Here is a 22,870-nt window from a genome sequence, read left to right as displayed (position 1 = left end):
CCGAGCGCTACTTGCCCTCCGCCAGGGTGGCGGCGACCAAGGCGTTGGCGTGACCGTGGCCGAGGCCGTGCTCGGCCTTCAGCCAGGCGACCAGCTCCATGTGCTTGGTCAGCGGGGAGCTGCGGATCAGCTCCTGCCACTCGGCGATCGGGCGGCCGTACTTCTTCTCGATGGAGGGGAAGTAGCTGGCGGGGCCCTTCACGGCGTTCTCGGCCATCTCGGTCGTCCTGTCTCTCGTGCGGTACGCGATCCGCGTTCTCCTGAGGGTGGACCGTGCGGCGGTCCCCGGCTCATCGGTACGAGCCTATGACCCGCGTCACATCCTGGGGGGCGCCGGTGCCTCGTGCGGCACCGGCGCCCCCGACGGCGCGGATCAGCCCTTGGCGAGCAGCCCGTTCATGGTCGCGATCTCGGCGCTCTGACCGGTGATCACCGCCCCGGCCAGCTCCTTGGCCGGGCCGAACGCGCCCTTGGCCTTCTCCTCCTCGGCCATCGTGACCGCACCGGTGTGGTGAGCCACCATCAGCTTGAGGAAGGCCTTGTCGAAGGCCGCCCCGGTGGCCTCCCCGAGCGAGGCCATCTCGGCCTCGCTCATCATGCCGCTCGCCCCGCCGCCGTGGCCGGAGTGGCCCCCGCCCGCCTGGGGCACCTGCTCGCCCCAGGTGGTCAGCCAGCCGGACATGGTGGCGATCTCCGGATCCTGCGCCTTGCGGATCTGCTCGGCGAGCTGCTTCACCTCCGGCGCGGCGGCCCGCGAGCCGGCCAGCTCGGCCATCTCCAACGCCTGCCGGTGGTGCGGGATCATCCCCTGCACGAAGGCCAGGTCGGTCGCGTTGTACGGCTTGGCGCCGGCGACCGCCGAGGCGGACGCCGAGGCGGACGCCGAGGCGGTGGCCGGGGCACCGGAGTGGCCGCCGGCGTGCTCGGAGCCGCCGCTGCCGCAGGCGGTCAGCAGCAGACCACCCGCGAGGAGCGCGGCGGTGGCGAGCGAGGTACGACGGATCAGCTTGCTGTTCATGGGTGTTGGTTCTCCTGCGACTGGATCGTTCGGGGGGCTGGGTCGACCGGCCTCCCCTATCTGCGCAGGACCTGCAACTCCGTCAGGTCGGGCGGAGCCCGGCCGCCCTCCGGCCGACCACCCGTCAACCCGCCCACCGGGCAGGCCGTCCGGACCGCCACCCCCAACGGCGCCGGCCCGGGCGGCGGCGGGGCGAACGGCGCGGCCACCGCCCCCGCCAGGCACATCGGCCCGGCGTGCAGGTCGTGCCCGCCACCGCTCCCGGGGGCCTCGTGGTGGTGCTCCCCCGCCGCCGTCGCGACCACGGGAGCGGGTGGGCCCGGAACCGCGCCGAGCCCGTGCATGCCGAGCACCCCGAGCAGCGCGACCAGGACGAGCAGCACCCTCGCGGGGGCTCGGCGTCGGCGGTGCTCGGGGTGCACGGTGATGTCCTCAGCGGATCGTGGTTCGTTGCCGGATCAGTGGTGCTGGTGGTGCTGGTGACCCTCGTGGCCTTCGTGGCCGTGGTGACCCTCGTGGTCGTGGTGGCCTTCGTGTCCGGCGTGACCCTCGTGGCCCCCGCCGTGGTAGGCGTGCACCACCGCGTGGCCCTTGCCCCGGGCGATCAGCCAGCGGTTCACCGGGACGGTCAGCAGGAAGGCGACCACCAGCGAGAAGGCCAGCGAGACCCAGAACAGCACGCTGCCCAGACCCGCGTCCATCGCCCCCGGCACGCCGACCATGACCGAGTTGTCCACGATCTCCATCACGATGATCGAGACGGTGTCGGCCGCCAGCGCGACCTGCAGGGCGCTGCCCAGGTCGAGCCCCGCCTTCAGGACGCCCCTCATGGTGAGCGCGTAGCCGAAGACGAAGGCCAGGGCGATCGAGATGACCACGGTCGCACCGTTGTGGAGCCCGAGGGCGGTTCCGATGATCATGCCGAGCACCTCGCCGATGGCGCAGCCGGTGAGGCAGTGCAGGGTCGCCTGCACCGCGCCGCGCCAGCTTCCGCCGCTCGACCCGTGCCCGTGGTGCATGTGGTGCTGGTGCTGGTTCATGAGCTCTCCCCGTGCTCTCGTTCGCCCTCTCGGACGCCTCAGAAGATATACCCCCTGGGGGTATCTGGCAATCAGTGCTTGTGCCCGTCGGCGAAGTGCCCGGTGCCGCTCGGCTTCGGGCTCGCCGGCGGGGGTGACACCGGTGGTACGGAGGTGGGCGCCACCGCGGACGGCGCCGGGGCCGGTGCCGAGGCCGGTGCGGACGCGGGCGCCGCCGGGGCCTCCTCGTGCTCCTCGCCACCGCTCCCGTGGCTGTGGCCGCCCGACGGGACGTCGAGTCCGGCCGCGACCTGGCGCAGCCCGGCGTACGCCACCAGGGCGACCACCAGCACCGCGAGGCCAGGCAGGCCGAGGATCCGGCGGGCGGGGCGCTCGGCCTCCTTGGCGGTGTAGGCGAGGAAGGAGAGCAGCAGACCCAGCGGGATCAGCACGGCGGCGCGCGCCGGGAAGTCCTCGAAGTGCTGGAGGCCGCCGCTCAGCATCCCGATCCCGAAGGAGAGCGCGAGCGAACTGCCCAGCACCAGCACCAGCCGCCCGGGCGAGGTCCGGCCCGGGCCCTGCACCTCGGCGAGGACGGCCGCGCAGAGGAACACGGCGGCCCCGGCCAGGCCGATCACGGTGTAGCGGGCCGGGTCGAGCGGGTGGTGCACCACGGCCCCGCTGATCAGCCCGGCGCCGACGAAGTAGCCGACGTACCCGAGGTAGCGGCCGAGCAGCCCGGGCTGCCTGGGTCTGGCCCGGCGGCGGCCTCCCGACCTCGCCGGGGCGTGCGAGCCGGACGGACCGGACGGTGGGGGCGGGCCGGGACGCGAACGGCCACGCGTACCGACGGAGGAGCGGACTGGTGGGGCGGAGGAGGACATGGGCCGGCCTTCGGGCGCGTGGCGGAGCCGCTGCCCACGGCGAGGAACGGCACGCGGGCACGGCGGAGCAGGGGCGTGACCCGCACGGCGTCCGTCGGTGGAACGCGCGCGGGTGGGCCCCGCTAAATCCGCAGCCTGCCCGGTGACGGCCCGTCAGCCGGAGGTGGCCGGGCCTCGGCCCGTCCGGCCGTCCCGGCGGCGCAGCGGTGCCCGGCCGGCTCCGGCAGGGCGAGGGCGACGGCCGCGCCCGGCACCGGCAGGTCGATCCCCTGGTCGGGCTGTCCGGACAGGCAGGCGTGCATGCCGTGCCCGTCCTCCGAGGAGTCACCGCCCTGGTCGCCGTCGGGGGCATGGCCGTGATCACGGCCGTGACCGTGATCGTCGGACGCGGACGCGGCCTGCGGCTCGCCGTGCGCGTCGGCCCGGGCGACCGCTCCGGCCAGGTGGTGGCCCGAGGGGCCCTCGGCGCCCAGCCCGTGCGAGAGCGCGACGGTGAGGACCAGGAGCAGCGCCGCCCACCAACCCACCGCGCTGCCGCGGCGGCGGCCGCGGCTCGGTGACTGGCTGGGGGCTGGCATGGGCGCGATCCTAGCCGAGCCGGGCCCCGGGGCTCAGGGGGTGGCGAATCCCGTCAGCGAGCGGTAGTCGGTGCCGCTGCGCACCAGGGCCTCCACCTGCTCCGGCTCCATCGGGCGGTCGAAGAGGTAGCCCTGGCCGAGCGGGCAGCCCATCTTGGCCAGCAGTTCGCGCTGCCGGGCGGTCTCGATGCCCTCGGCGATCACCCGCACGCCCAGGGTCTCGGCGATCCGGGTGATGCCCTCCACCAGGGCGTACTGCTGCGGCGAGTCGTCCAGGCCGTCGATGAAGGACTTGTCGATCTTCAGGATGGTGATCGGGAACTCCCGCAGGTAGCTCAGCGAGGAGTACCCGGTGCCGAAGTCGTCGATGGCCAGGCGGACGCCGAGCTCGCTGAGCGTCATCAGGTCCGCGCGGACCCGGTCGTCACGGCGCATCAGCACGCTCTCCGTCAACTCGAGCACCAGCGAGTCAGGTTCCATGCCGACCCGGTCGAGGGTCTCCCGGACCACGTCCACGAAGCCCGGATCGCGGAACTGGCGGGCCGAGACGTTGACGCTGACGTACCGATCGCACGGAGCGGCACCGGGGCCCGCCCCGGCCACCGGCCCGGCCAGCCGCCAGCGGGCCGCCTCGGCGGTGGCCCGGCCGAGCACCCAGGCCCCCAGCGGGACGATCTGCCCGCTCTCCTCCGCCAGGTTGATGAACTGTTCCGGCGGCACCTGCCCGCGCTTCGCGTGCGGCCAGCGCACCAGGGCCTCGAAGCCCACCAGGCTCCCGGTGTCGAGCGCCACGATCGGCTGGTAGAGCAGGTTGAACGAGGAGTCGGCGACGGCGCTGTGCAGGCTCTCCTGGAGCTCGTGGCGCTCGATCATGCCCTCCTGGAGGACCGGCTGGAACCGCCGCCACTGCCGCTTGCCGGCCGCCTTGGCCGCGTACATCGCCAGGTCGGCGTGGGTGAGCAGCTCGGTCGAGTCGCCGCTGTCCTCGGTGGTGGCCACGCCCAGGCTGATCGAGACGTTCAGCGGGCCGCCGCTGAGCCGGAACGGCTCGTCGAAGGCCCGGATCACGTGCTCGGCGAAGCCCTCGGCGTCCTCCGGGCCGCGGGCGTCCTCCAGCAGGACGGCGAACTCGTCGCCGCCGAGCCGGGCGGCGGTGTCGGAGGCCCGGGCCATGCTCGCCAGCCGGAGCGAGACGGCGACCAGCAGCTCGTCGCCGACGCTGTGGCCCATGGTGTCGTTGACCACCTTGAAGTCGTCGATGTCGATCAGCAGCACGCCGGCGGCCTGCCCGCCGCGCTCGCCGCGCCGGAACGCCTGGGTGACCCGGTCGTGGAAGAGCACCCGGTTGGCCAGGCCGGTGAGCGAGTCGTGGAAGGCCCGGTGGCTCAGCTCCCGCTCCAGCTGGCGCTGCTCGGTGACGTCGCGCAGGGTCAGCACCAGGCCGGCCACGGTCGGGTCGGCCCGAAGGTCGCTGTGCCGGACCTCGACCTCGATCAGCACGCCGTCGGGGCGCAGCATCCGCCAGTGCTCCTGACGCTCCCGGGTGCCCGGACCGCGCATCTGCTCCAGCGCGCCGACCACCGCGAGCGCCTCCTCGGGGGGCACCAGGGAGACGATCGGGGTGCCCACCAGGCCGGGGTGGCCGAGCACCCGGTCGGCCGAGGTGGAGGCGTAACGGACCCGGTCGTCCTCGTCGAGGATCAGGATCACGTCGGAGGCGTTCTGCACCAGGCTGCGGAAGTAGGCCTCGCTGTTGCGGCGGTTGACCTCCTGACTCAGGGTGATCCGCTCCAGGGCCAGCGCGGCCTGCGAGGTGAGCGCGCCGAGGGTGTCGGTGAGGGCGGTCAGCTCCTGTTCCGCACCGCCGACGATCAGCACGCCGATCAGCGGGTCACCGGTGGGGCGGTCCTGGAGGGCCAGCGGGCAGACCAGGGCGTGCGGGGCGCCGGCCAGCTCGCCGGAGAGCTGGGCGCCGAGGTCCGCGGCCCGGCACTGGTGAGTGCGTTTGGTGGCGGCCAACAGGTGGACGGCGCGCGGCACTTGGAGCAGGGGCACGTCTCCGTCCCGGCGGTGGGCGAGCTGGAACCGGACCCGGCCGTGGTCGCTCAACCCGAGCAGCACCCGGCGGCGCGGGTCGGCCGGGGGCAGCGCGGCCACCGCGGCCCGCAGCGCGGCCGCGACCTCCTCCACCCGGGTGGAGGAGGCCAGCGAGCTGACCGCCACCCGCAGCACCCGCTCACGGGCCACCGCCTCGCGGTGGGTGGAGACCACCAGGGCCAGCCGGGCCAGCACCAGCAGGTAGAGCAGGCCGGAGAAGGCGGCCACCACGCCGACGTTGCTGATGTCCCCGGCGAAGGCGTCCACCATCAGGATCGCCGGGGCGACCAGGGCGGCGGCGGTGAGCAGCACGATCCGGCCGCGGGCCACGTCCGGGGTGCGGGCGCGGAGCGCGGGCCTGGTCATGGTGACCATCGACGGGTGCAGCGCGGCCACGCCCCAGGCGGTGTAGAACGCCGCCCAGCCGAGGTCCACCGGCGTGCCGATCCGCCACATGCCGTGCAGCTGGATCAGCCCGAAGGCGATGTCGGAGGTCAGCATCCCGAGGGTGCCGACGGTGAGCAGCCGCAGCGACCAGCTGCGCGGTCCGTGCGGCACCAGCAGCCGCAGCAGCAGGGCCAGCACCAGGATGTCGCCGAGCGGGTAGGCGATCGAGAACGCCTTCTGGATCCAGGTGAGTTCGGAGTTCTGTGCGGAGGGCAGCACCAGGTAGATCCAGAGCAGCAGCCCCAGGCCGGCGGTGATGGTGAGCGCGTCGAGCAGGCTGCCGCGGTCCCGGCCGGCGCTGCGGCGGCGGACGAAGACCAGCAGACCCGCCGCGTAGAGCGGGTAGGTGAGCAGGTAGAAGCCGTCCGAGATCGAGGGGAACGGGTTGACCCTGCCGAGCAGTTCGGTCTGCACCACCTCGGCGACCTCACCGGCGGTGAAGGAGAGGTTGGCCGCCGCGAGCAGGAACCACGGGAGCGGGTGGGTCGGGCGGTTGCGGAGCGTACCGATCACGATGGCCGTCACGCCGCTCAGGCCGATGCCGGTCCACCAGATGATCCGCTGATCCGGGTGCGCGTAGTACATCGACGTCAGGAACGCCATCCAGACGAGGAGGACGAGCGCCGGGTACGGCCAACGCCATCGTGTCATCGCGGCCTCTGGGCACGGAGAGCGAATGGAATTCCCGACCAGGATACCTGTCGGTTATTCAGCGCGTATATTCGGAAACAGATCACCAGGGGGCTCCGGAGCACACCGGGAGGGCCGAGGTGGCAGACCGTGAATCGCGGGTGACGGTGGTCAACGACCAAGGGCAGTACGCCCTCTGGCCCGCACCGTCGGAAATCCCGCAGGGCTGGCGACAGGTGGGCCCCGCAGGGTCGGCCGAGGAGTGCGCGGCGCGGGTGGACGCGAGCTGGACGGATATCCGGCCGAATTCCCCGGCCGGGCCCGACGTGCGTACGGTACCGGAACTCGTCGCGGACCGCGCGCGGGAAATGCCGGACCACCCGGCGGTGATTTCGGAATACGGGTCGCTCGATTACGGGGAGTTGGACCGCAGGGCGGACCTGCTGGCCGCCCGGCTGCGCGCCCACGGCCTCGCCCACCGCCACGGGCACGGACCCGGGCACGGACCCGGAGCGCAGCCGCTGGTGACGGTCTGTCATGACCGGAGCCCGAACCTGGTGGTCGCGCTGCTGGCCGTGCTGCGCGCCGGGGCGGCCTTCCTGCCGCTGGATCCGGGGCTGCCCCGGCAGCGCCTGACCAGGCTGATCGAGGACTCGGGCTCGGGCCTGGTGCTCACCGACTCGGCGCACACCTGGCTGGTGCCGCACTCCCTCGCGGTGGACGGCCCCGAGGAGGAGACCCCGACGGTCCCGCCGGAGCTGGAGCCGCCGGGGGCGGACACCCCGGCCTACCTGATCTACACCTCCGGCTCCAGCGGCGCCCCGAAGGGGGTGATGGTCAGTCACCGCTCGCTGGCCACCGTGCTCGCCGGACTGGTCGAGGCGTACGGGCTGGGGCCCGGGGACCGGGTGTTCCAGCTGGCGGCGCTCGGCTTCGACACCTCGCTGGAGCAGCTGTTCGCACCACTCACCGCCGGGGCCACGGTGGTGCTGGCGGACCGCCGCGGGTGCGCTCCGAGCGAACTCTGGGGACGGCTGGCCGCGCACCGGATCACGGTGGCCGACCTGACGCCCGCGTACTGGCACCAGTACCAGAACGCCATCGAGCGGGACGACCGGAGCCCGTTCGGACTGCGGCTGATGATCGTCGGCGGCGAGGCGGTCGCGGCCGAGGACTGCCGCCGCTGGTTCCGCCTGCGGCCCGGGGTGCGACTGGTGAACGCCTACGGGCTGACCGAGACGACGATCACCTCCACGCTCTGCGAGCTCTCCCCGGCCCTGCTGACCGGGCCGGAGGACGCCCCGGTGCCGATCGGGCACCCGGTGGCCGGCGCCACCGTGCACCTGCTGGACGAGCGTCTGCGGCCCGTCCCGGACGGGGAGACCGGGGAGCTGTACGTGGGCGGGGCCGGGGTGGCGATCGGGCTGTGGCACCAGCCGGGGCGGACCGCCGGGCTCTTCCTGCCCGACCCGTTCTCCGACGCCCCCGGGGCGCGGATGTACCGCACCGGGGACCTCGCGCGGCGCAGGCCCGACGGCGAGCTGGAGTACCTCGGCCGGCGGGACCGGCAGGTGAAGATCCGCGGCTACCGGGTGGACCCGGCCGAACTGGAGGCCGCACTGGCCGCCCACCCGGCGGTGGACCAGGCGGTGGCGGTGCCCGAGGACGGCGCGCTGGCCGCCTTCTACACCACCCGTGCACCGGTGACCGAGCAGGAGCTGCGCTCCCACCTGTCCGAGCGGCTCCCCCGCTACATGGTCCCGCCGCGGCTGGCCGAGCTGGCCGAGCTGCCGCTGGACCACAGCGGGAAACTGGACCGCCGCGGCCTGCTGCTCTCCACCCCGCCGCTGGCCGGCCGCGAGCCGGACCAGGCCTCCCCGCTGGGCACCGGCGTGGCCGAACTCTGGGCCCGCATCCTCCAGTTGGAGCAGGTCGGCCCCGAGGACGACTTCTTCGTGATCGGCGGCGACTCGCTGCTGGCCACCGAGATGCTGGCCCGGGCGCGGATCATGTTCGGCATCGGCGTCAGCCAACTCCGATCGCTCACAAGGGCGTTGCTCCAGGAGCCGACGCTGGCCGCGTTCACCCGGCACACCCAGGCCGCCCGGGCCGGGACCCTCGCCTCGGGCGACCGGCCGACCGACTTCGCCGCCGAGTCGGTGCTCGACGTCCCGGTCCGCCTGGACGGCGGGCCGCCGCCGGACTGGCGCCACCCGCGCGAGGTCCTGCTCACCGGCGCCACCGGCTTCTGCGGCATCCACCTGCTGGACGAGCTGCTGACCGGCACCGACGCCCGGGTGCACTGCCTGCTGCGGGGAGACGACCCGCGGGCCGCGCTGGCCCGGCTGCGCGCGGCCGGGCTGCGGCACCTGCTGCGCGATCCGCTGGTCGGCCCGCGGGCCGACCGGGTGGTGCCGGTGCTCGGGGACCTCGGGCAGCCACTGCTCGGGCTCACGGAGCGGGAGTTCGGCGAGCTCGGCGACACCCTGGACCTGGTCCTCAACTGCGGGGCCCGGGTCAACTTCGTCTATCCGTACGGCGAGTTGAGCGCCGCGAACGTGGCCGGGGTGCGCGAACTGATCCGGCTGGCCGGGTGGTCGCGTGGGATCCCGCTGCACCACGTCTCCAGCATGTCGGTGCTGGCCGGCCAGGGCGCGGCCGGGGTCCGCCAGGTCACCGAGGACACCCCGCTGGGCTTCCCCGAGCACCTCTCGGTGGGCTACGCGGAGACCAAGTGGGTGGCCGAGGAGCTGCTCCGGCAGGCCACCGAGGCCGGACTCCCGGTCGCGGTGCACCGGTTGAACGACGTCACCGGGGCCCAGGACACCGGGGTGATGAACCCCGGCACCGAGATGTGCGCGCTGATCCGGCTGTTCGCCGACGCCGGGTGCGCCCCCGACGTCGACCTGCCGCTGGACTTCCTGCCCGCGGACTGCTTCGCCCGCGCCCTGGTCCACCTGGCCACCCACCAGGAGGCGACCGGGCAGGCGTACCACCTGACCACCGACCCCGGGCACCCGCTGATCGGCGAACTGGCCGCCCGGCTGCGGACCTTCGGGTACCCCGTGGAGGAACTCCCCTACCGGGACTGGGTCAGCCGCTACGCCGAGTACGCCGCCGGGCACCCGACCCACCCGGCCACGCCGTTCCTGCCGCTGTTCGTGGACCCCTGCGCCGGGCGGCCCGAACTGACCGTCAGCGAGATGTACTTCCGGCGCACCTTCCCCCGCTTCGGGCGGGAGCGGCTGGTGGCCGGGCTGGCCGGCAGCGGGATCACCTTCCCGCCGGTGGACGCGGCCCTGCTGGACCGCTACCTCAAGCACCTGATCGGCACCGGCTTCCTGCCACCGGCCACGGCCGGGACGGTGGAGTGACCTGGCGGTGGGGTGACGTGGCCGCCTGGTGGGAGGAGTTGGACCTGGCGGGCGCGCCGGCGGACGGGCCGGTGGCCTTCGGCGGGGAGCTGGATCCGGAGACACTGCTCGGGGCGTACCGGGCCGGGCTGTTCCCCTTCCCCGCGGGCGATCCGGCGGTGGCGGCCTTCAACGAGGTGCGGTGGGAGGAGGGCCCGGCGGTGGTGGTGGGCGGGGCGGACCCGTACGCGCTGGCCTGGTGGTCGCCGGACCCCCGGCCGGTGCTGGCGGCCGGGGGCCTGCGGGTGAGGCTGCCGGCCGGCCGGGAGCTGACGGTGGGACGGGCCTTCGGGAGGGTGGTGGAGGAGTGCCGCCGGGAGCGCGAACCGCGCTGGCTGACGGACGAGTTGGTGGATGCACTGGTGGAGCTGCACCGGAGCGGGTGGGCGGAGAGCGCGGAGGTGTGGGAGGACGGGGAGCTGGTGGGCGGGGTGTACGGGGTGCGGGTGGGGGTGGTGCTGAGCCTGGACTCGATGTTCCACCGCGCTCCGGGGGCGGGGCGGGCCGCGGTGGCGGGGCTCGGGGCCCGGTTCGCGGAGGTGGGAGGGCGGGTGCTGGACGTGCAGTGGGACGGCCCGCACGTACGGCGGCTGGGGGCGGAGGCGATGGCCCGGAGCGCGTACCTCACGCTGCTGCGGGAGCCGGACGTGGGGCCGCTACGGGCCGTCGGAGAGGGCTAGCCCGGCGTCGGGGAGGGCTGGTTCGCGGTCGGGGAGGGCCAGTTCGCGGTCGGTGGTGACGAGGGACCGGTCGTGGGTGATCAGGAGGACCGCCAGGCCGGTGCGGTGGCGGAGCTCGGCGAGGTGGTCGAGGACGCGGGCCCGGCTCGGGGTGTCGAGGCCGGAGGTGATCTCGTCGCAGACCAGGACCCGGGGCCGGGCGAGCAGGGCTCGGGCGAGGGCGGCGCGCTGGAGCTCGCCGCCGGAGAGAGTGGCGGCGCGGCCGTCGGGCGGGACGCCGAGGGCGGCGAGGACGGTGGCGGCCTCGGCCCGGGCGGCGCGGGTGCCGAGGCCGTGCAGGCGGACGGCGGCACGGGCCACCTGGTGGAGGACGGGGCGGTGGTCGTCGAAGGCGGCGCGGGCGTCCTGCGGGACGTACTGGACGGCGGCGGTCTGGGCGGTGGAACGGGAGCGGAGCGACGGCGGGAGGGGGTGGGCCTCCAGGCGGACGGTGCCGCGCTGGTGGACGTGCAGACCGGCCAGGCAGCGGCCGAGGGTGGTCTTGCCGCTGCCGGAGCGGCCGGTGAGGGCGAGGCACTCGCCGGGGGCGAGGGTGAAGGAGAGGTCGGTCAGGGCCCGGGTGCCGTCGGGGTGACGGGCGGTCAGGCGGTCGACCGTGAGGACGGGGTGCGGGGGCCCGCTCGCGGGTGGCCGGCCGTCGACGGCAGCCGGGAGCGGGGCCTCGCTCCCGGGGCGGCCTTTCGGACCGCTGAGGAGGTGGCGGGTCCACGGGTGCTCCGGGCGGGCGAGGACCTCGGCGGCCGGGCCGGACTCGACCGGTCGGCCGTCCTTGAGGACCACCACCTCATCGGCCAACCGCCGTACCGCGTCCAGGTCGTGACTGAGGAGAAGCAGCCCGAGACCGTCCCGGACCAGGGCCGCCAGCTCGGCCACCAGGCGGGCCCGGGTGGCCGGGTCCTGGCCGGTGGTGGGTTCGTCGGCGACCAGGAGGCGGGCGCCGGAGAGCAGGGCCTGGGCGAGCACCACGCGCTGCTGCTGGCCGCCGGAGAGCTGGTGCGGGAAGCGTCGCAGCAGCTCCTGCGGCCGCTCGACCCGAGCCCGCGCCAGGGCGCGGTCGACCGCCTCCGGGCCGCCCAGCTCCCGGAGTTGGGGGCCGATCCGGCGGGCCGGGTTGAGGACCGCCGCCGGGTGCTGGGGGACGTGGCCGACCGGGCCGGGAGGGGTGCGGATGGTCCCCGAGACCCGGGCGCCGGGCGGGAGTTCGCCGAGGACGGCCAGGCCGGTGGTGGTCTTGCCGCTGCCGGAGGCACCGAGCAGTGCCGTCACCCGGCCCGGACGGACCGTCAGGCCGACGCCGTCCAGCAGCACCCGGCCGGCCACCTCGATCCGCAGGTCGTCCACCACCAGGAGTTCGCTCACCGTCGTCCGTCCTCTCCGTGCAGGGCCGCGTCGAGCAGCAGGTTGGTGCCCATGGCGAGGGCGGCGATCAGCGCGGCGGGCAGGGCCACCGCCCAGGGCTGGAGGTCGATGCCGGGGCGGTTGCGGTCCACCATCACCGCCCAGTCGGCGGCGTCGGGGGCCACCCCGACGCCGAGGAAGGCGGCGGTGCTCACCAGGTAGAGCGAGCCGACCAGGCGGGTGCCGGCGTCGGCGGCCAGGGTGCGGCGCAGTTCGCGCACGGTGTGGCCGAGGGCGATCCGCACCCAGGACTCGCGGTGCATCCGCATCGCCTCGACCACCGGACGGGCGGCCACCTCCAGGGCGGCGGCGTGCACCACCCGGGCGGCGTCGGGCACCGCGACCATGGCCACCAGCAGGGCCAGCCCGGCCGGGCCCGGCTCCAGTGCGGCGGCCACCAGCAGCACCAGGATCAGCGAGGGCACCGCGAGCAGCACGTCCAGCGGCCGCATCAGCAGCTCCTCCACCCAGCGCCGCCCGGTGAGGGCGGCGGCCAGGCCGACGGGGAGGGCGAGGGCGTAGACCAGGGCGGTGGCGGCGAGTGCGACCAGGACCACCGAGCGTCCGCCGAGCAGGAGTTGGCGCCAGAGGTCGCGGCCGGTGAAATCGGTGCCCAGCCAGTGCCCGGGGCCGGCCGGGGCGTACGAGACCCCGCGCGGCCCCGCCTCCCCGGCCAGCCAGGGACCGGCCACGGCGAGCGCCAGCGGCAGCAGGACCAGCGCGGCGCCCAGCAGGTACCGGCCCGGGCGGCGAGGCGTCCGCCGGGCGGGCTGCGGGGGCGCGCCGGTGTCCGGACCGGCCGCCGTGGGGGGAACCGTCATGCCGTCACCTCCGTGCGGGGTGCGAAGCGGCGGGCCACCAGGTCGGCGGCCAGGTTGAGGACGACCGCGAGCAGGGCGAAGACCACGGCCAGGCCCTGGACCACCGGTACGTCGCGGGCCGCGACGGCGTCCAGCAGGACGCTGCCGAGGCCGGGCAGCACGAAGAGGGACTCGACCACCACCACGCCGCAGAGCAGCCAGTCGCAGGTGCGGGCCAGCTGCTGGGCGGCCGGGGCCAGGGAGTTGGGGAGGGCGTGCAGCCAGTGGATCCGCCACTCGGGCACGCCGTAGCGACGGGCCTGGCGGACGTACGGGCGGGCCAGGGACTCGATCATCCCGGCCCGGACCAGGCGGCTGATCGAGCAGACCGGCCGGGCGAGCAGCACCAGGACCGGGAGGACCAGGACCGCCGGGTCCGCGCCGATGCCGCCGACGGCGGTGGGCGGGAGCCAGCCGAGGTGGAGGGAGACGACGGTGACCAGGAGCACGCCGAGGGCGAACTCCGGTGCGGCGTAGACCGCGAGGGTGGTGGAGCTGATCAGGCGGTCCAGCGGGCCGCCCTCCCGGCGGGCGGCCCGCATGCCGAGCCAGACGGCGAGCGGCACCAGGGGCAGCAGCACCAGGGCGGCGAGCAGCAGGGTGGTGCCGAGGCCGTCGGCGAGGTAGTCGGCGACGGGGCGTCCGGTGACCAGGGAGTGGCCGAGGTCGCCGCGGAGCAGCCCGCCGAGGCGGTCGAGGAAGCGCTCGACGGGTGGGTGGTCGAGCCCCATCGCCTCGCGCAGCCGGGCGATCCGCTCCGGGTCGGGGCTGTCCCCGGCCAGCGCCACGGCGGCGTCGCCCGGGAGAGCCTCGGTGAGCAGGAAGACCAGGACCAGGACCGCCGCCGACTGGGCCACCCCGAGCAGCAGCCGCCGGAGCAGCCAACTGCCGTGGCGGGTCCGGCTCATGCCAGCCAGACCCGGTCGAACCTCGCCCAGTCCAGGGTGTTGGCCGGCGCCTCGCGGGACACGCCCCGGACCTTGGGCGCGGTGGCCACGATCCAGTCGGCGAAGCCCCAGATCAGGAAGCCGCCCTCCTCGTGCAGGCGCCGCTGCATCCGCCCGTAGAGCGCGGTGCGGGCCGCCTCGTCGCGGGTGGACTGGGCCTGGCGGTAGAGCTCGTCGAAGTCCGGGTGGCGCCAGTGGGTGGCGTTGGTGGTGGAGTCGGAGAGCAGGCGCTGGGAGAGGTGGGACTCGATCGGCATCGCGCCGGAGCGGTAGGAGGCGAGGACGCCGCCGTCCAGCACGTCCTTCCAGTAGGTGTCCTTGTTGCCGACCTTCACCTCGACGGTGACCCCGGCCTTGGCGGCCTGCTCCTTGAGGATCCCGGCCGCCTCCACGAAGCCGGCCGCCACCGGGGAGGTGTCCAGGGTGACCTTGAGGCCCTCCTGTCCGGCCTCCTTCAGCAGGGCCCGGGCCCGGGTCAGATCCTGCTCCCGCTGCGGGAGTTCGGCGGCGTAGTAGCGGGCGCCCTTGCCGAAGAGGTCGTTGCCGATCTCCCCCGCACCGGAGAGGGCACCGTCCACCAGCTCCTTGCGGTCGGCGATCAGGAAGAAGGCCTTGCGCACCCGGGGGTCGTCGAAGGGCGGCCGGTCGGTCTTCATCACGAAGCCCTGCATGGTGGAGTTGCGCAGCCGGACCACCTCGATCCGCCCCTTGCCCTCGTGGGCCCGGGCGGTGGCGGGGTGCAACTCGTGAGCGTAGTCGGCCTGTCCGCCGAGCAGGGCGCCGATCCGGGCGGACTCCTCGTTGGCCACCAGGACCTCCAGCTCGTCCAGGTGCGGAGCACCCTCCCAGTAGTCGGGGTTGCGCCGAAGGAGCAGGGAGCCGCCGGGGGTGAAGGAGACGAAGCGGAACGGCCCGGAGCCGATCGGCGCGCTGAACTCCTGGGTCCCCTCGGGGACGATGTAGGTGCCGAACGCGGCCAGCACGTTGGGGAATTCGGCGTACGGACGCTTGAGGCGGAACTCGACGGTGGCCGGATCGACGGCCCGGCTGGCCACCAGGTCGATCGGCTCCAGGGAGGCCCGGGCCCGGAAGGCCTTCTTGGGGTCGGCGATCCGGCGGTAGCTGTGGAGCACGTCGGCGGCGGTGACCCGCCGGCCGTCGTGGAAGGCTGCCTCGCGCAGCCGGACCGTCCAGAGGTCGAGGGTGGCGTTCGGCTCCCAACCGGCCGCCAGCCGGGGTACGGCGGCCAGGTCGGAGCCCGAGTCGGCGAGCTTGTCGAAGAGCGCCTTGGCCCGGGCGGCGTCCACGAAGAGGTTGGCCAGGTGCGGGTCGAGGGTCTCGTTGGTGCCGCCGCCGGCGAAGACGGCGCGCAGTCGGCCGCCGCTGCGCGGGAGGGTGGCGGCGGCCTCCGAGGCGGTGGGCGCGTCGGCCCGGGAGCAGGCGGCGGCGCCGAGGGTGACGGCGGAGGCGAGCAGCAGGGTGCGGCGGGGTATCGGACGGTGCATCAGGATCGGCTTCTTTCGGCGGTGGCGGCGGTGTCATCGGTGGCGGTGAGGCGGGCGACCAGGTGGATCCGGTCGGAGTCGGCGCTGTCGGCGGGCGCGGCGCCCTCGCTCCAGGCCGGTTCGGTGCGGGGGCCCGGGCGGTCGTACAGGGAGAGCACCTCGAAGCCGTGCGCGGCCAGCAGGTACCGCAGCTCCTGCGGGAAGAGCAGGCGCCAGGCGGAGTGCTGGACGGCGACAGGGCCGAGGTCCGTGCTCCATGCCCGGGTGCGGCGCAGGAGTTGGGCCCCGTGGTCGATCCGCAGGGTGGTGCTGGAGGTGTAGCGGACGCCCTGGTGCTCGACGGTGTCGGTGCGGACGGCGTCCAACAGGTCGGTGCGGCCGAGGAAGTAGGCGCCGTTGCGCATCTCGGCCACCAGCAGGCCGCCGGGGGCGAGGTGGGCGCGGACGGCGGTGAGCAACGCGTCCAGGTCGGCGTTGGTGTGGCAGTACAGCAGGGCGCTGTCCAGGCAGAGGACGGCGTCGAACCGCCGCTCCCCCAGGCCGGGTTCGCGCATGTCGCCGAGCAGGTACTCGGGGCCGGGGTGGTGGGTGCGGGCGTGCTCGACCATGGCCGGCGAGCTGTCGAGGCCGACCACCTCGCGGCCCGCCGTGCGGTGCAGCCAGGCGGCGTCGCGGCCGGTGCCGCAGCCGAGGTCCAGGACCCGGGGGCCGGCGCCGTGGGCGCGGAGCACGGACTCGGCCCAGCGGGCGGCCAGGTGGTCGGGGTCGGGGAAGCGCAGCTCGTACAGCGCGGGGGTGTCGGTCAGCAGGTTGCCGCTGGTGGCGGGGCCGGTGGCGGGGTCCGTACCGGTGGAGGTGGTCATGTGGGCGCTCCGAGCGGGGAGTTGGGGTCGGGGAGCGAGTCGCGTCGGCGGGCGACGGCGGCGGCGCAGGCCAGGCCGAGGGCGCCGCAGAGCAGCCACGGCGCCCAGCGGGCGGCGTCCATGGCCCAGCCGACGGCCGCGTTGCCGAGGGCGGCGGCCAGGCCGGAGACCAGGTAGAAGACGCCGTAGTAGGTGCCGGTGAGCCGTTCGCGGCCGAAGGCGGGTATCAGCTCCAGCACGAAGGGCTGGGAGATCATCACGCCGATCCGCAGCAGCACGACGGCCAGCAGCACCGGCACCGGCCCCGGTATCAGCAGCGGGGGCAGGAAGCCGAGCCCCGCCACCAGCATCCCGACCGCTATCCACCGCCCCCGGCCGCCGAGTTGCTGCAGCCGGGCGGTGATCCGGAGCTGGAGGGCGAGGTTGACCACGGTGCTGACCAGGAAGAGCAGGCCGACCGCGCCCTCCCAGCCGGTGGTCTCCCTGGCCGCCTGCGGCAGCAGCAGGTAGAGCTGGCTCTCCAGGGCGTAGAGGCCGACCAGCGCCAGCGAGAAGGCGAGGAAGGGCCGGTCCGTGAGCACCTCCCGCCAGTCGCCCAGCACCCGGGTGCCGGTCGGCTCCACCCGGTGGACGGGCAGCACCAGGGCCTGGGCCACCGTCAGCAGGGCGAAGATCCCGGCGGCGGTGAGCGCCGCGACCCGGAAGTCCACCAGGAGCAGGACGGTGCCGAGCACCGGGCCGAGCAGGGCGCCGGTGTTGGCGAAGACGCTGAACAGCGCGAAGGCCTCGGCCCTGCGCTCCCCCGCCTCCTGGGCCAGGTAGGCCCGCACGGCCGGGTTGAACAGCGCCCCGGCCAGCCCGCTGAGCAGGGAGGCGGCCAGCAGCACCGGCAGCCCGTCGCCGAGGGCGAACAGGCCGAACCCGAGGGTGCGCAGGCCGCAGCCCGCGATGATCACGCCCCGGGCGCCGAGCCGGTCTGCCGCGGAACCACCCAGGATGAACAGACCCTGCTGGCTGAGGTTGCGCACCCCGAGCACCACGCCGACGGCCACCGCCGACATCCCGAGGTCCCCGCCGAGGTGGGTGGCCAGGTACGGGATCAGCAGGTAGAAGCCGGTGTTGACGCCCAGTTGGTTGACCAGCAGCAGCCGGACCGGGAGCGGGAACGAGCGCAGTGCGCGAAGGGTCCTCACCGTGCGGCGGCCTGCTCGGCGAGGTGGACGGGCTCCGCCGGGTGGACGCCGAGACCGGCCCGGTCGGCGGCCCGGACCACGCCGTCGGTGCCGCCGATGCCGCGCCAGGGGTCGTGCCGCAGCAGCAGGTGGCCGTCCAGGTCGACCCAGCGGGCCCGGTCCACCAGGTGCACGGCGGGGGCGATGCCGAGCGAACTGGCCGTCAGGCAGCCGAGCATGACCTCGGTGCCGCTGCCGTGCAGGGCGGCGCAGATCCGCAGCGCGGCCGAGACCCCGCCGCACTTGGCCAGCTTGACGTTGACCCCCTGCACCCGGCCGGCCAGCCGCTCGGCCTCCTCCTCGGTCGCCGCGTCCTCGTCCGCGATCACCGGCAGCGGGGAGGCGGCCGCCACCTCGGCCAGCCACTCCGGGTGGCCGGGCGCGGTCGGCTGCTCGACGGCGGTGACGCCGAGCTCGGCGAAGCGCGGGATCAGGTCGAGCGAAGTGCGCACCGTCCAGGCCCCGTTGGGGTCGAGCAGCAGCTCGGCCTCGGGGGCGCCGATCCGCACCGCGGCCACCCGGGCCAGGTCCTCGGCCGGATCGGGCGAGCCCGCCTTCACCTTGACCACCCGGAACCCGGCCACCGCCAGCCGGGCCGCCTCGGCGGCGGCCCGGACGGGGTCGGTGATGCCGATGGTGCGGGCGGTGGCGGCGATCGGCGGGCGGAGCGTGCCCAGCAGTTGGTGGACGGGGGCACCGGCCCGCTTGCCGACCAGGTCGAGCAGCGCGGACTCCACCCCCGCCAGCACGCCGGGAGCGAGCTCCTTGAACGGGGCGTCCCCGCGCTGGAGTTCGACCAGGGCGGTCTCCGGGTCCGGGTAGCGGGCCAGGTCGAGGTCCTGCACCTCGCGGCGGATGCGGTCGGTCGGCAGCTTCAGGTAGTCGCTGGCCACCACCTCGCCGTAGCCGCTCAACCCGCCGTGCCGCAGGGCGAGTTCGACCGCGTCGCGGGCGGCCATCACCGAGCGGGAGATGCGGAGCGGTTCGGTCAGGGTGAGCTGCACCACCCGTATGTCGAGCTTCACTTGCGGTCCTCCTGGGGGCCGTTGGGGTGGGTGGTGGCGCAGGTGGGGCCGGGGGCGTGGGCGAGCCGGTGGTGCTCGGCGGCGGGGGCGAGGGGGTCGATGACGGTGCGGCAGCGGGCCCAGCCGGAGACCTCGACGGCGCCCGGGTGCGGGATCTCCACCGGGCGGGTGACGGGCGCCGGCAGGTTGCGGGCCCGGCACCAGTCGTCGTCGTAGACGGTGCCCAGGTAGCGGTGCGGGCCGTCCGGGAAGACCGTGGCGACCACCGCACCGGGCTGGACCCGGGCCGCCCAGGCCGCCACCAGGGCCACCGCCCCCGTCGACCAGCCGCCGCTGACGAAGCTGTGCCGGGCCAGCCGGCGGCAGGCGTCCACCGCCTCCGCCGGGCCGACCCAGTGCACCTCGTCGAAGTGCCGGTAGGCGACGTTGCGCGGGTGGATGCTGCTGCCGAGCCCGCGCATCAGCCGGGGCCGGGCCGGCTGGCCGAAGATGGCCGAGCCGACCGAGTCCACCCCCAGCACCCGCAGCCGGGGCCAGCGGCGGCGCAGCGGCTCCACCAGCCCCGCACTGTGGCCGCCGGTGCCGACGCTGCACACCAGCACGTCCAGGTGGTCGAGTTGGTCGGTCAGCTCGCGGGCCATCGAGAGGTAACCGGCGGCGTTGTCCGGGTTGTTGTACTGGTCCGGCCAGTACGCGGCGGGGTCGGCGTCCAGCAGCTCGCGCAGCCGGGCCAGCCGGGCCGCCTGCCAGCCGCCCTGCTCGGCGGGCCGGTCGACGAGTTCGAGCCTCGCCCCGTGCGAGCGGAGCAGGCTCCGCATGGACGGCTCCAACTCGGTGTCGCCGACCAGGATCACCGGATGGCCGAGTGCCTGCCCGGCGAAGGCCAGGCCGAGGCCGAGCGTCCCCGAGGTGGACTCCACCACCGGTGCCCCGCAGCGGAGTTCGCCCCGGGCGTGGGCGCCGCGGAGCATCGCGACGGCGGAGCGGGCCTTCATCCCGCCGGCCGCGAGGTGCTCCAACTTGGCGTGGAAGCCCGGCTGTTCGTACGGCAGCGGGGCGGTGATCCGGGCCAGCGGGGTGTGGCCGAGGAGCGCGAGCAGTTCGGGGCGGGCGGTGACCGCCGCCTCGGCGGTGACGGTGCTCAACGGGGGCCTCCGTAGAGGTGGATGGTGCCCGGATTGCCGTCCAGCCAGAAGAACGGGTACGGCTCGGCGCTGACCGCCGTGACGCCCTCGTGCAGCAGCTGCGGCAGGACGGCGCTGCCGGTCTGGGCGAACATCGCCAGGGGGGTCGCCGTGCGGCGGGCGTGGGCGGCGAAGGCCTCGAAGCTGCCGTTGCCCAGGGTCATGCCGGAGACCAGCATCGCGTCGCAGTCGGCGAGGGCCGAGGCGGCGTCCTGGTGGACCTCCTCGCCCCACTCCGTGCGGCCACCCTTGAGGTCGCAGGGGACGTAGGCGGTGCCGCGGTCACGCAGGCGCTCCAGGAGGGAGTTGACCACGCCGACCACCAGGACCCGGCGGGCCTCGGCGGGGACCAGGCTCACCACGGCCGCGGCCCGGGCGCGGGAGCGTTCGATCGAACTGCCGCCCGGGATCGGGACGTCGAGCGCACCATTGGCGGGGGTGTGAGGGCGGGCCAGGGCCAGGAACGCGTCGAGTGCGGCGATCCGGACGGCCGGCAGGGGGTGGGTCAGCAGCTCCGCCACGGTCGCACCGACGCACTCCTCCAGTGCGGGGAGTTCCCCGGGCTCGACGGCACAGGACCCGACGGCCTTGCCGACCCGCAGGCTCAGCACCTCGTTCCGGTACCCGCCGGTGCGGCCGTCGTGCCGCACCGCCTGACTGGTGGCGAAGGCCACCGCGACCCGCTCGGCCGCCGGGTCGAGGCCGAACGCCCCGGCCAGCACGCGCTCCACCAGCCGCCCCACGGCACCGCCTGCGGCGGGCTGGGGTTCGGGACAGAAGGGGACGCCTGCGGCGGGCTGGGGCTCAGGCCGGACAGAGACGCCCGCGGTGAGCTGGGGCAGGGCGGCAAGGACTGCGGCGGGGTGGGGCTCAGGACGGAGGGCGACGCCTGCGGCGGGCTGGGGGACGGCGGAAAGGACCCCGCCTGCGGCGGGCGCGGGGGCCGGGTGCGCCGGCGGCGGCCCGGCGGGGGGCTCGCGGAGGAGGGTGGGGTTCGGGTTTGGGGTCATGCGCGGGCCGCCTCTTCGGCGTAACACGGGGTCAGGCGGGAGAGGAGGCGTTCGGCGGTGTCGAGGGCGTCGGGGCCCTCGGTGTCGGTGGTCATCAGGTGGCCGAGGTACTCGTTGTTGCTGACGGCGCGGCGGACCTGGCGGCCGGGGTCGGCCAGGGTGAGTTCGACGACGGAGGGCTCGCGGGAGACCTGGTCCGCCCCGTCCACCCCGGTCAGCAGGCCGTCCCGGTCGGGGAGCAGGAAGGTGACGGCGGCACTGGCGACCCCGGTCGGACGGACCGTCAGGTCGGGCTCGTGGCCGAGGGCGACGTCCACCGCCGCTGCCGCCAGGTCGATGCCGGTCACACGGCGGACCAGCTCGGTGATCCGGTTCCCGGCCGGCCGGGGGTTGACCTCGACCACCCGGGGGCCGTGCGGGGTGAGTTTGACCTCGGTGTGGGCCACCACCTGGTCGAGCCCGAGCGCGGCCAGGGCCGCGACCGCCGTCGAGGCGGCGGCAGCGGCGTCGGCACGGCCCAGCGGCGCCGGGAACTGGTGCCCGGTCTCGATGAAGGCGGGTGCTCCGCCGACGGTCTTGCTGGTGACGCCGACCACCTCCGTCCGGCCGCTGCGGGAGACCGTCTCGACGCTGACCTCGGGCCCGGTGAGCAGCTCCTCCAGCAGTACCGCCGGCTCCCGCCGCTGCCCGCGCGCGTTCACCGGGAACTCGTCCAACTCCCGGTAGGCTGCCAGCAGTTCCGCCTCGTTCGCGACCTTGCGGACCAGCATCCCGGCACACAGGTCGACCGGCTTGACCACCAGGGGGTACCCGGCCCCGGCGGCGGCCGCGACCGCCTCGGCCCGGTCCCGGCAGAGCGCGTACCAGGGCCCCGGGACCCCGGCCGCCGCCAGCCGGCCGCGGGTCAGGTCCTTGCGGCAGGCCGCCTCGACGGCCGCCGCCGAGGGGCCCGGCAGGCCGAGGCGTTCGGCCACCAGGGCCACGGTGGGCAGGTAGTAGTCGCAGGAGGACACCACCCCGTCGAAGCCGAGCACGCCGTGCAGCCGTTCGACGTACGGCAGCAGGGCGGCCGGGTCGTTGGTGTCGGCGGTCAGCACGTTGGCGGCGGCGAGCAGCGGGTGGGCGGTGTCGCCCGGGGCGGCCCGCAGGTAGTGGTGCAGGTCCCTGGTCAGGAAGGTGAACCGGTGGCCGCCCTCCCCGATGGCCCTGGGCAGCAGCCTGCTCATCGATCCGACCCAGCTCTCGATCACCAACAGATGTGCCACGGGACTCCCTCTTCTCCACCCGGCAAGGACGGTGTGAGGCAGCAAGGTACTCGACACACGTTTTCATTTTCAATACAGCTACATGGAAACCGTTTCCATGTACGCTGTGACTCCGGACACCCACCGAGCCCACCGAGGAGCTGACCGATGACCCGTCAACACCCGTACGAGGTACGGCCCGCCCGCCCCGAGGACCTGCCCGGCGCCCGCGCGCTGATCCTGGACACCTTCTACCGCGAGTTCGGCTACGGCTACGTCCCCGCCTGGCACCAGGACGTGGTCGAGCTCGGCCCGACCTACCTCGACCACCCCCGGCACGCGCTCTTCGTCGCCACCGCCGCCGACGGCGAGGTGGTCGGCACCACCGCCCTGCACTCGCGCGGCCCGGCCCACCCGCCGCACCCGATCTGGCTGGCCGAGCGCTACCCGTCCGGGCTCACCGCCCAGCTGCTGCGGGTGTACGTCAGGAGCGAACACCGCCGACACGGACTCGCCCGGCAACTGGTCAATCTGGCAACGGAGTTCGCGATCGCCGACGGCGGCTACCAGCACCTCTACCTGCACACCAACGTGGACGTCCCCGGCGCCGAGGCGTTCTGGCGCAGCCTCGCGGTGGAGGTCTGCGACGCCCGGACCACCGGCGAGCACGGCCCCGGCCTGGCCACCGTGCACTTCGAGATCCCGCTCCACCAGGGCGCCGGACGGTCCGGAAAGCTGGCAGGAGTCCGGGTCTAGATGAAGATGGTTGTCATCCC

Annotated in this window: 19 protein-coding genes and 1 pseudogene; 3 read left to right on the top strand and 17 right to left on the bottom strand. The window is 74.8% G+C overall.

Annotated features, from left to right (window positions below; all coding sequences use genetic code 11):
* Positions 1-7: 7 nt before the first annotated feature.
* The 7 genes and pseudogenes from ACWCYY_RS11865 to ACWCYY_RS11835 all read right to left on the bottom strand — a co-directional run bounded on the left by ACWCYY_RS11865 (position 8) and on the right by ACWCYY_RS11835 (position 6,646).
* Positions 8-217: a DUF4287 domain-containing protein gene (locus tag ACWCYY_RS11865; protein ID WP_345288757.1), complete on the bottom strand. Its 210-nt coding sequence runs from the start codon at positions 215-217 to the stop codon at positions 8-10.
* A 156-nt stretch (positions 218-373) separates the two neighbouring features.
* Positions 374-1,018, bottom strand: coding sequence for a DUF305 domain-containing protein (locus ACWCYY_RS11860; RefSeq protein ID WP_449795884.1), 645 nt, complete (start codon positions 1,016-1,018; stop codon positions 374-376).
* Positions 1,019-1,074: 56 nt separating this feature from the next.
* Complete coding sequence (locus ACWCYY_RS11855) at positions 1,075-1,440, bottom strand: DUF6153 family protein (RefSeq protein ID WP_345288730.1); 366 nt, start codon at positions 1,438-1,440, stop codon at positions 1,075-1,077.
* Positions 1,441-1,581: 141 nt separating this feature from the next.
* Positions 1,582-2,058 (bottom strand): annotated as a pseudogene (locus ACWCYY_RS11850) (DUF4396 domain-containing protein); the annotation flags it as partial.
* Between the two features lie 71 nt (positions 2,059-2,129).
* Entirely contained in the window at positions 2,130-2,921 is a 792-nt protein-coding gene (locus tag ACWCYY_RS11845) for a hypothetical protein (RefSeq protein ID WP_345288758.1), read from the bottom strand.
* Between the two features lie 122 nt (positions 2,922-3,043).
* Positions 3,044-3,499: a hypothetical protein gene (locus ACWCYY_RS11840; protein WP_345288759.1), complete on the bottom strand. Its 456-nt coding sequence runs from the start codon at positions 3,497-3,499 to the stop codon at positions 3,044-3,046.
* Positions 3,500-3,532: 33 nt separating this feature from the next.
* Positions 3,533-6,646, bottom strand: coding sequence for a putative bifunctional diguanylate cyclase/phosphodiesterase (locus ACWCYY_RS11835; protein WP_449795883.1), 3,114 nt, complete (start codon positions 6,644-6,646; stop codon positions 3,533-3,535).
* A 41-nt stretch (positions 6,647-6,687) separates the two neighbouring features.
* Between ACWCYY_RS11835 and ACWCYY_RS11830 the strand changes: the two genes are divergently transcribed.
* Together ACWCYY_RS11830 and ACWCYY_RS11825 are read left to right on the top strand one after the other, a co-directional pair.
* Entirely contained in the window at positions 6,688-10,047 is a 3,360-nt protein-coding gene (locus ACWCYY_RS11830; RefSeq protein ID WP_449795882.1) for an amino acid adenylation domain-containing protein, read from the top strand.
* Complete coding sequence (locus ACWCYY_RS11825) at positions 10,044-10,766, top strand: leucyl/phenylalanyl-tRNA--protein transferase (protein ID WP_449795881.1); 723 nt, start codon at positions 10,044-10,046, stop codon at positions 10,764-10,766. The genes ACWCYY_RS11830 and ACWCYY_RS11825 overlap by 4 nt, the downstream gene beginning before the upstream one ends.
* Here ACWCYY_RS11825 and ACWCYY_RS11820 read toward each other — a convergent pair.
* From ACWCYY_RS11820 to ACWCYY_RS11775, 10 genes are all read right to left on the bottom strand, one after another.
* On the bottom strand, positions 10,743-12,185 hold the full coding sequence (locus ACWCYY_RS11820) for an ABC transporter ATP-binding protein (RefSeq protein WP_449795880.1): 1,443 nt from the start codon (positions 12,183-12,185) through the stop codon (positions 10,743-10,745). The genes ACWCYY_RS11825 and ACWCYY_RS11820 overlap by 24 nt on opposite strands.
* The gene (locus ACWCYY_RS11815; protein WP_449795879.1) at positions 12,182-13,045 is read right to left on the bottom strand and encodes an ABC transporter permease; all 864 of its coding nucleotides are present in this window, start codon (positions 13,043-13,045) and stop codon (positions 12,182-12,184) included. The genes ACWCYY_RS11820 and ACWCYY_RS11815 overlap by 4 nt, the downstream gene beginning before the upstream one ends.
* Entirely contained in the window at positions 13,042-13,992 is a 951-nt protein-coding gene (locus ACWCYY_RS11810) for an ABC transporter permease (RefSeq protein ID WP_449795878.1), read from the bottom strand. Before ACWCYY_RS11810 ends, ACWCYY_RS11815 begins: the two co-directional genes overlap by 4 nt.
* Positions 13,989-15,536, bottom strand: coding sequence for an ABC transporter substrate-binding protein (locus ACWCYY_RS11805; protein WP_449795877.1), 1,548 nt, complete (start codon positions 15,534-15,536; stop codon positions 13,989-13,991). The genes ACWCYY_RS11810 and ACWCYY_RS11805 overlap by 4 nt, the downstream gene beginning before the upstream one ends.
* Positions 15,536-16,399, bottom strand: a complete 864-nt coding sequence (locus ACWCYY_RS11800) for a class I SAM-dependent methyltransferase (protein ID WP_449795876.1) — start codon at positions 16,397-16,399, stop codon at positions 15,536-15,538. Before ACWCYY_RS11800 ends, ACWCYY_RS11805 begins: the two co-directional genes overlap by 1 nt.
* Complete coding sequence (locus tag ACWCYY_RS11795) at positions 16,396-17,592, bottom strand: MFS transporter (RefSeq protein WP_345288769.1); 1,197 nt, start codon at positions 17,590-17,592, stop codon at positions 16,396-16,398. The genes ACWCYY_RS11800 and ACWCYY_RS11795 overlap by 4 nt, the downstream gene beginning before the upstream one ends.
* A complete protein-coding gene (locus ACWCYY_RS11790) occupies positions 17,589-18,656 on the bottom strand; it encodes a mandelate racemase/muconate lactonizing enzyme family protein (protein WP_449795875.1) in 1,068 nt (355 codons plus the stop codon). The genes ACWCYY_RS11795 and ACWCYY_RS11790 overlap by 4 nt, the downstream gene beginning before the upstream one ends.
* Positions 18,653-19,801 (bottom strand): pyridoxal-phosphate dependent enzyme, encoded by a 1,149-nt coding sequence (locus tag ACWCYY_RS11785; RefSeq protein WP_449795874.1) that lies wholly within the window; start codon positions 19,799-19,801, stop codon positions 18,653-18,655. The genes ACWCYY_RS11790 and ACWCYY_RS11785 overlap by 4 nt, the downstream gene beginning before the upstream one ends.
* Positions 19,798-20,583 (bottom strand): Rossmann-like domain-containing protein, encoded by a 786-nt coding sequence (locus ACWCYY_RS11780; protein WP_449795873.1) that lies wholly within the window; start codon positions 20,581-20,583, stop codon positions 19,798-19,800. Before ACWCYY_RS11780 ends, ACWCYY_RS11785 begins: the two co-directional genes overlap by 4 nt.
* Positions 20,584-20,846: 263 nt before the next feature.
* Complete coding sequence (locus ACWCYY_RS11775; RefSeq protein ID WP_449795872.1) at positions 20,847-22,115, bottom strand: ATP-grasp domain-containing protein; 1,269 nt, start codon at positions 22,113-22,115, stop codon at positions 20,847-20,849.
* Positions 22,116-22,262: 147 nt separating this feature from the next.
* Here ACWCYY_RS11775 and ACWCYY_RS11770 point away from each other — a divergent pair, with 147 nt between their 5' ends.
* On the top strand, positions 22,263-22,850 hold the full coding sequence (locus ACWCYY_RS11770; protein WP_449795871.1) for a GNAT family N-acetyltransferase: 588 nt from the start codon (positions 22,263-22,265) through the stop codon (positions 22,848-22,850).
* The last annotated feature ends 20 nt before the right edge of the window (positions 22,851-22,870 follow it).

It is taken from the genome of Kitasatospora sp. NPDC001664 (genome assembly GCF_053596675.1).
Note: the sequence above shows the minus strand (reverse complement) of the source record. Positions and strands in the feature narration are given on the sequence as shown.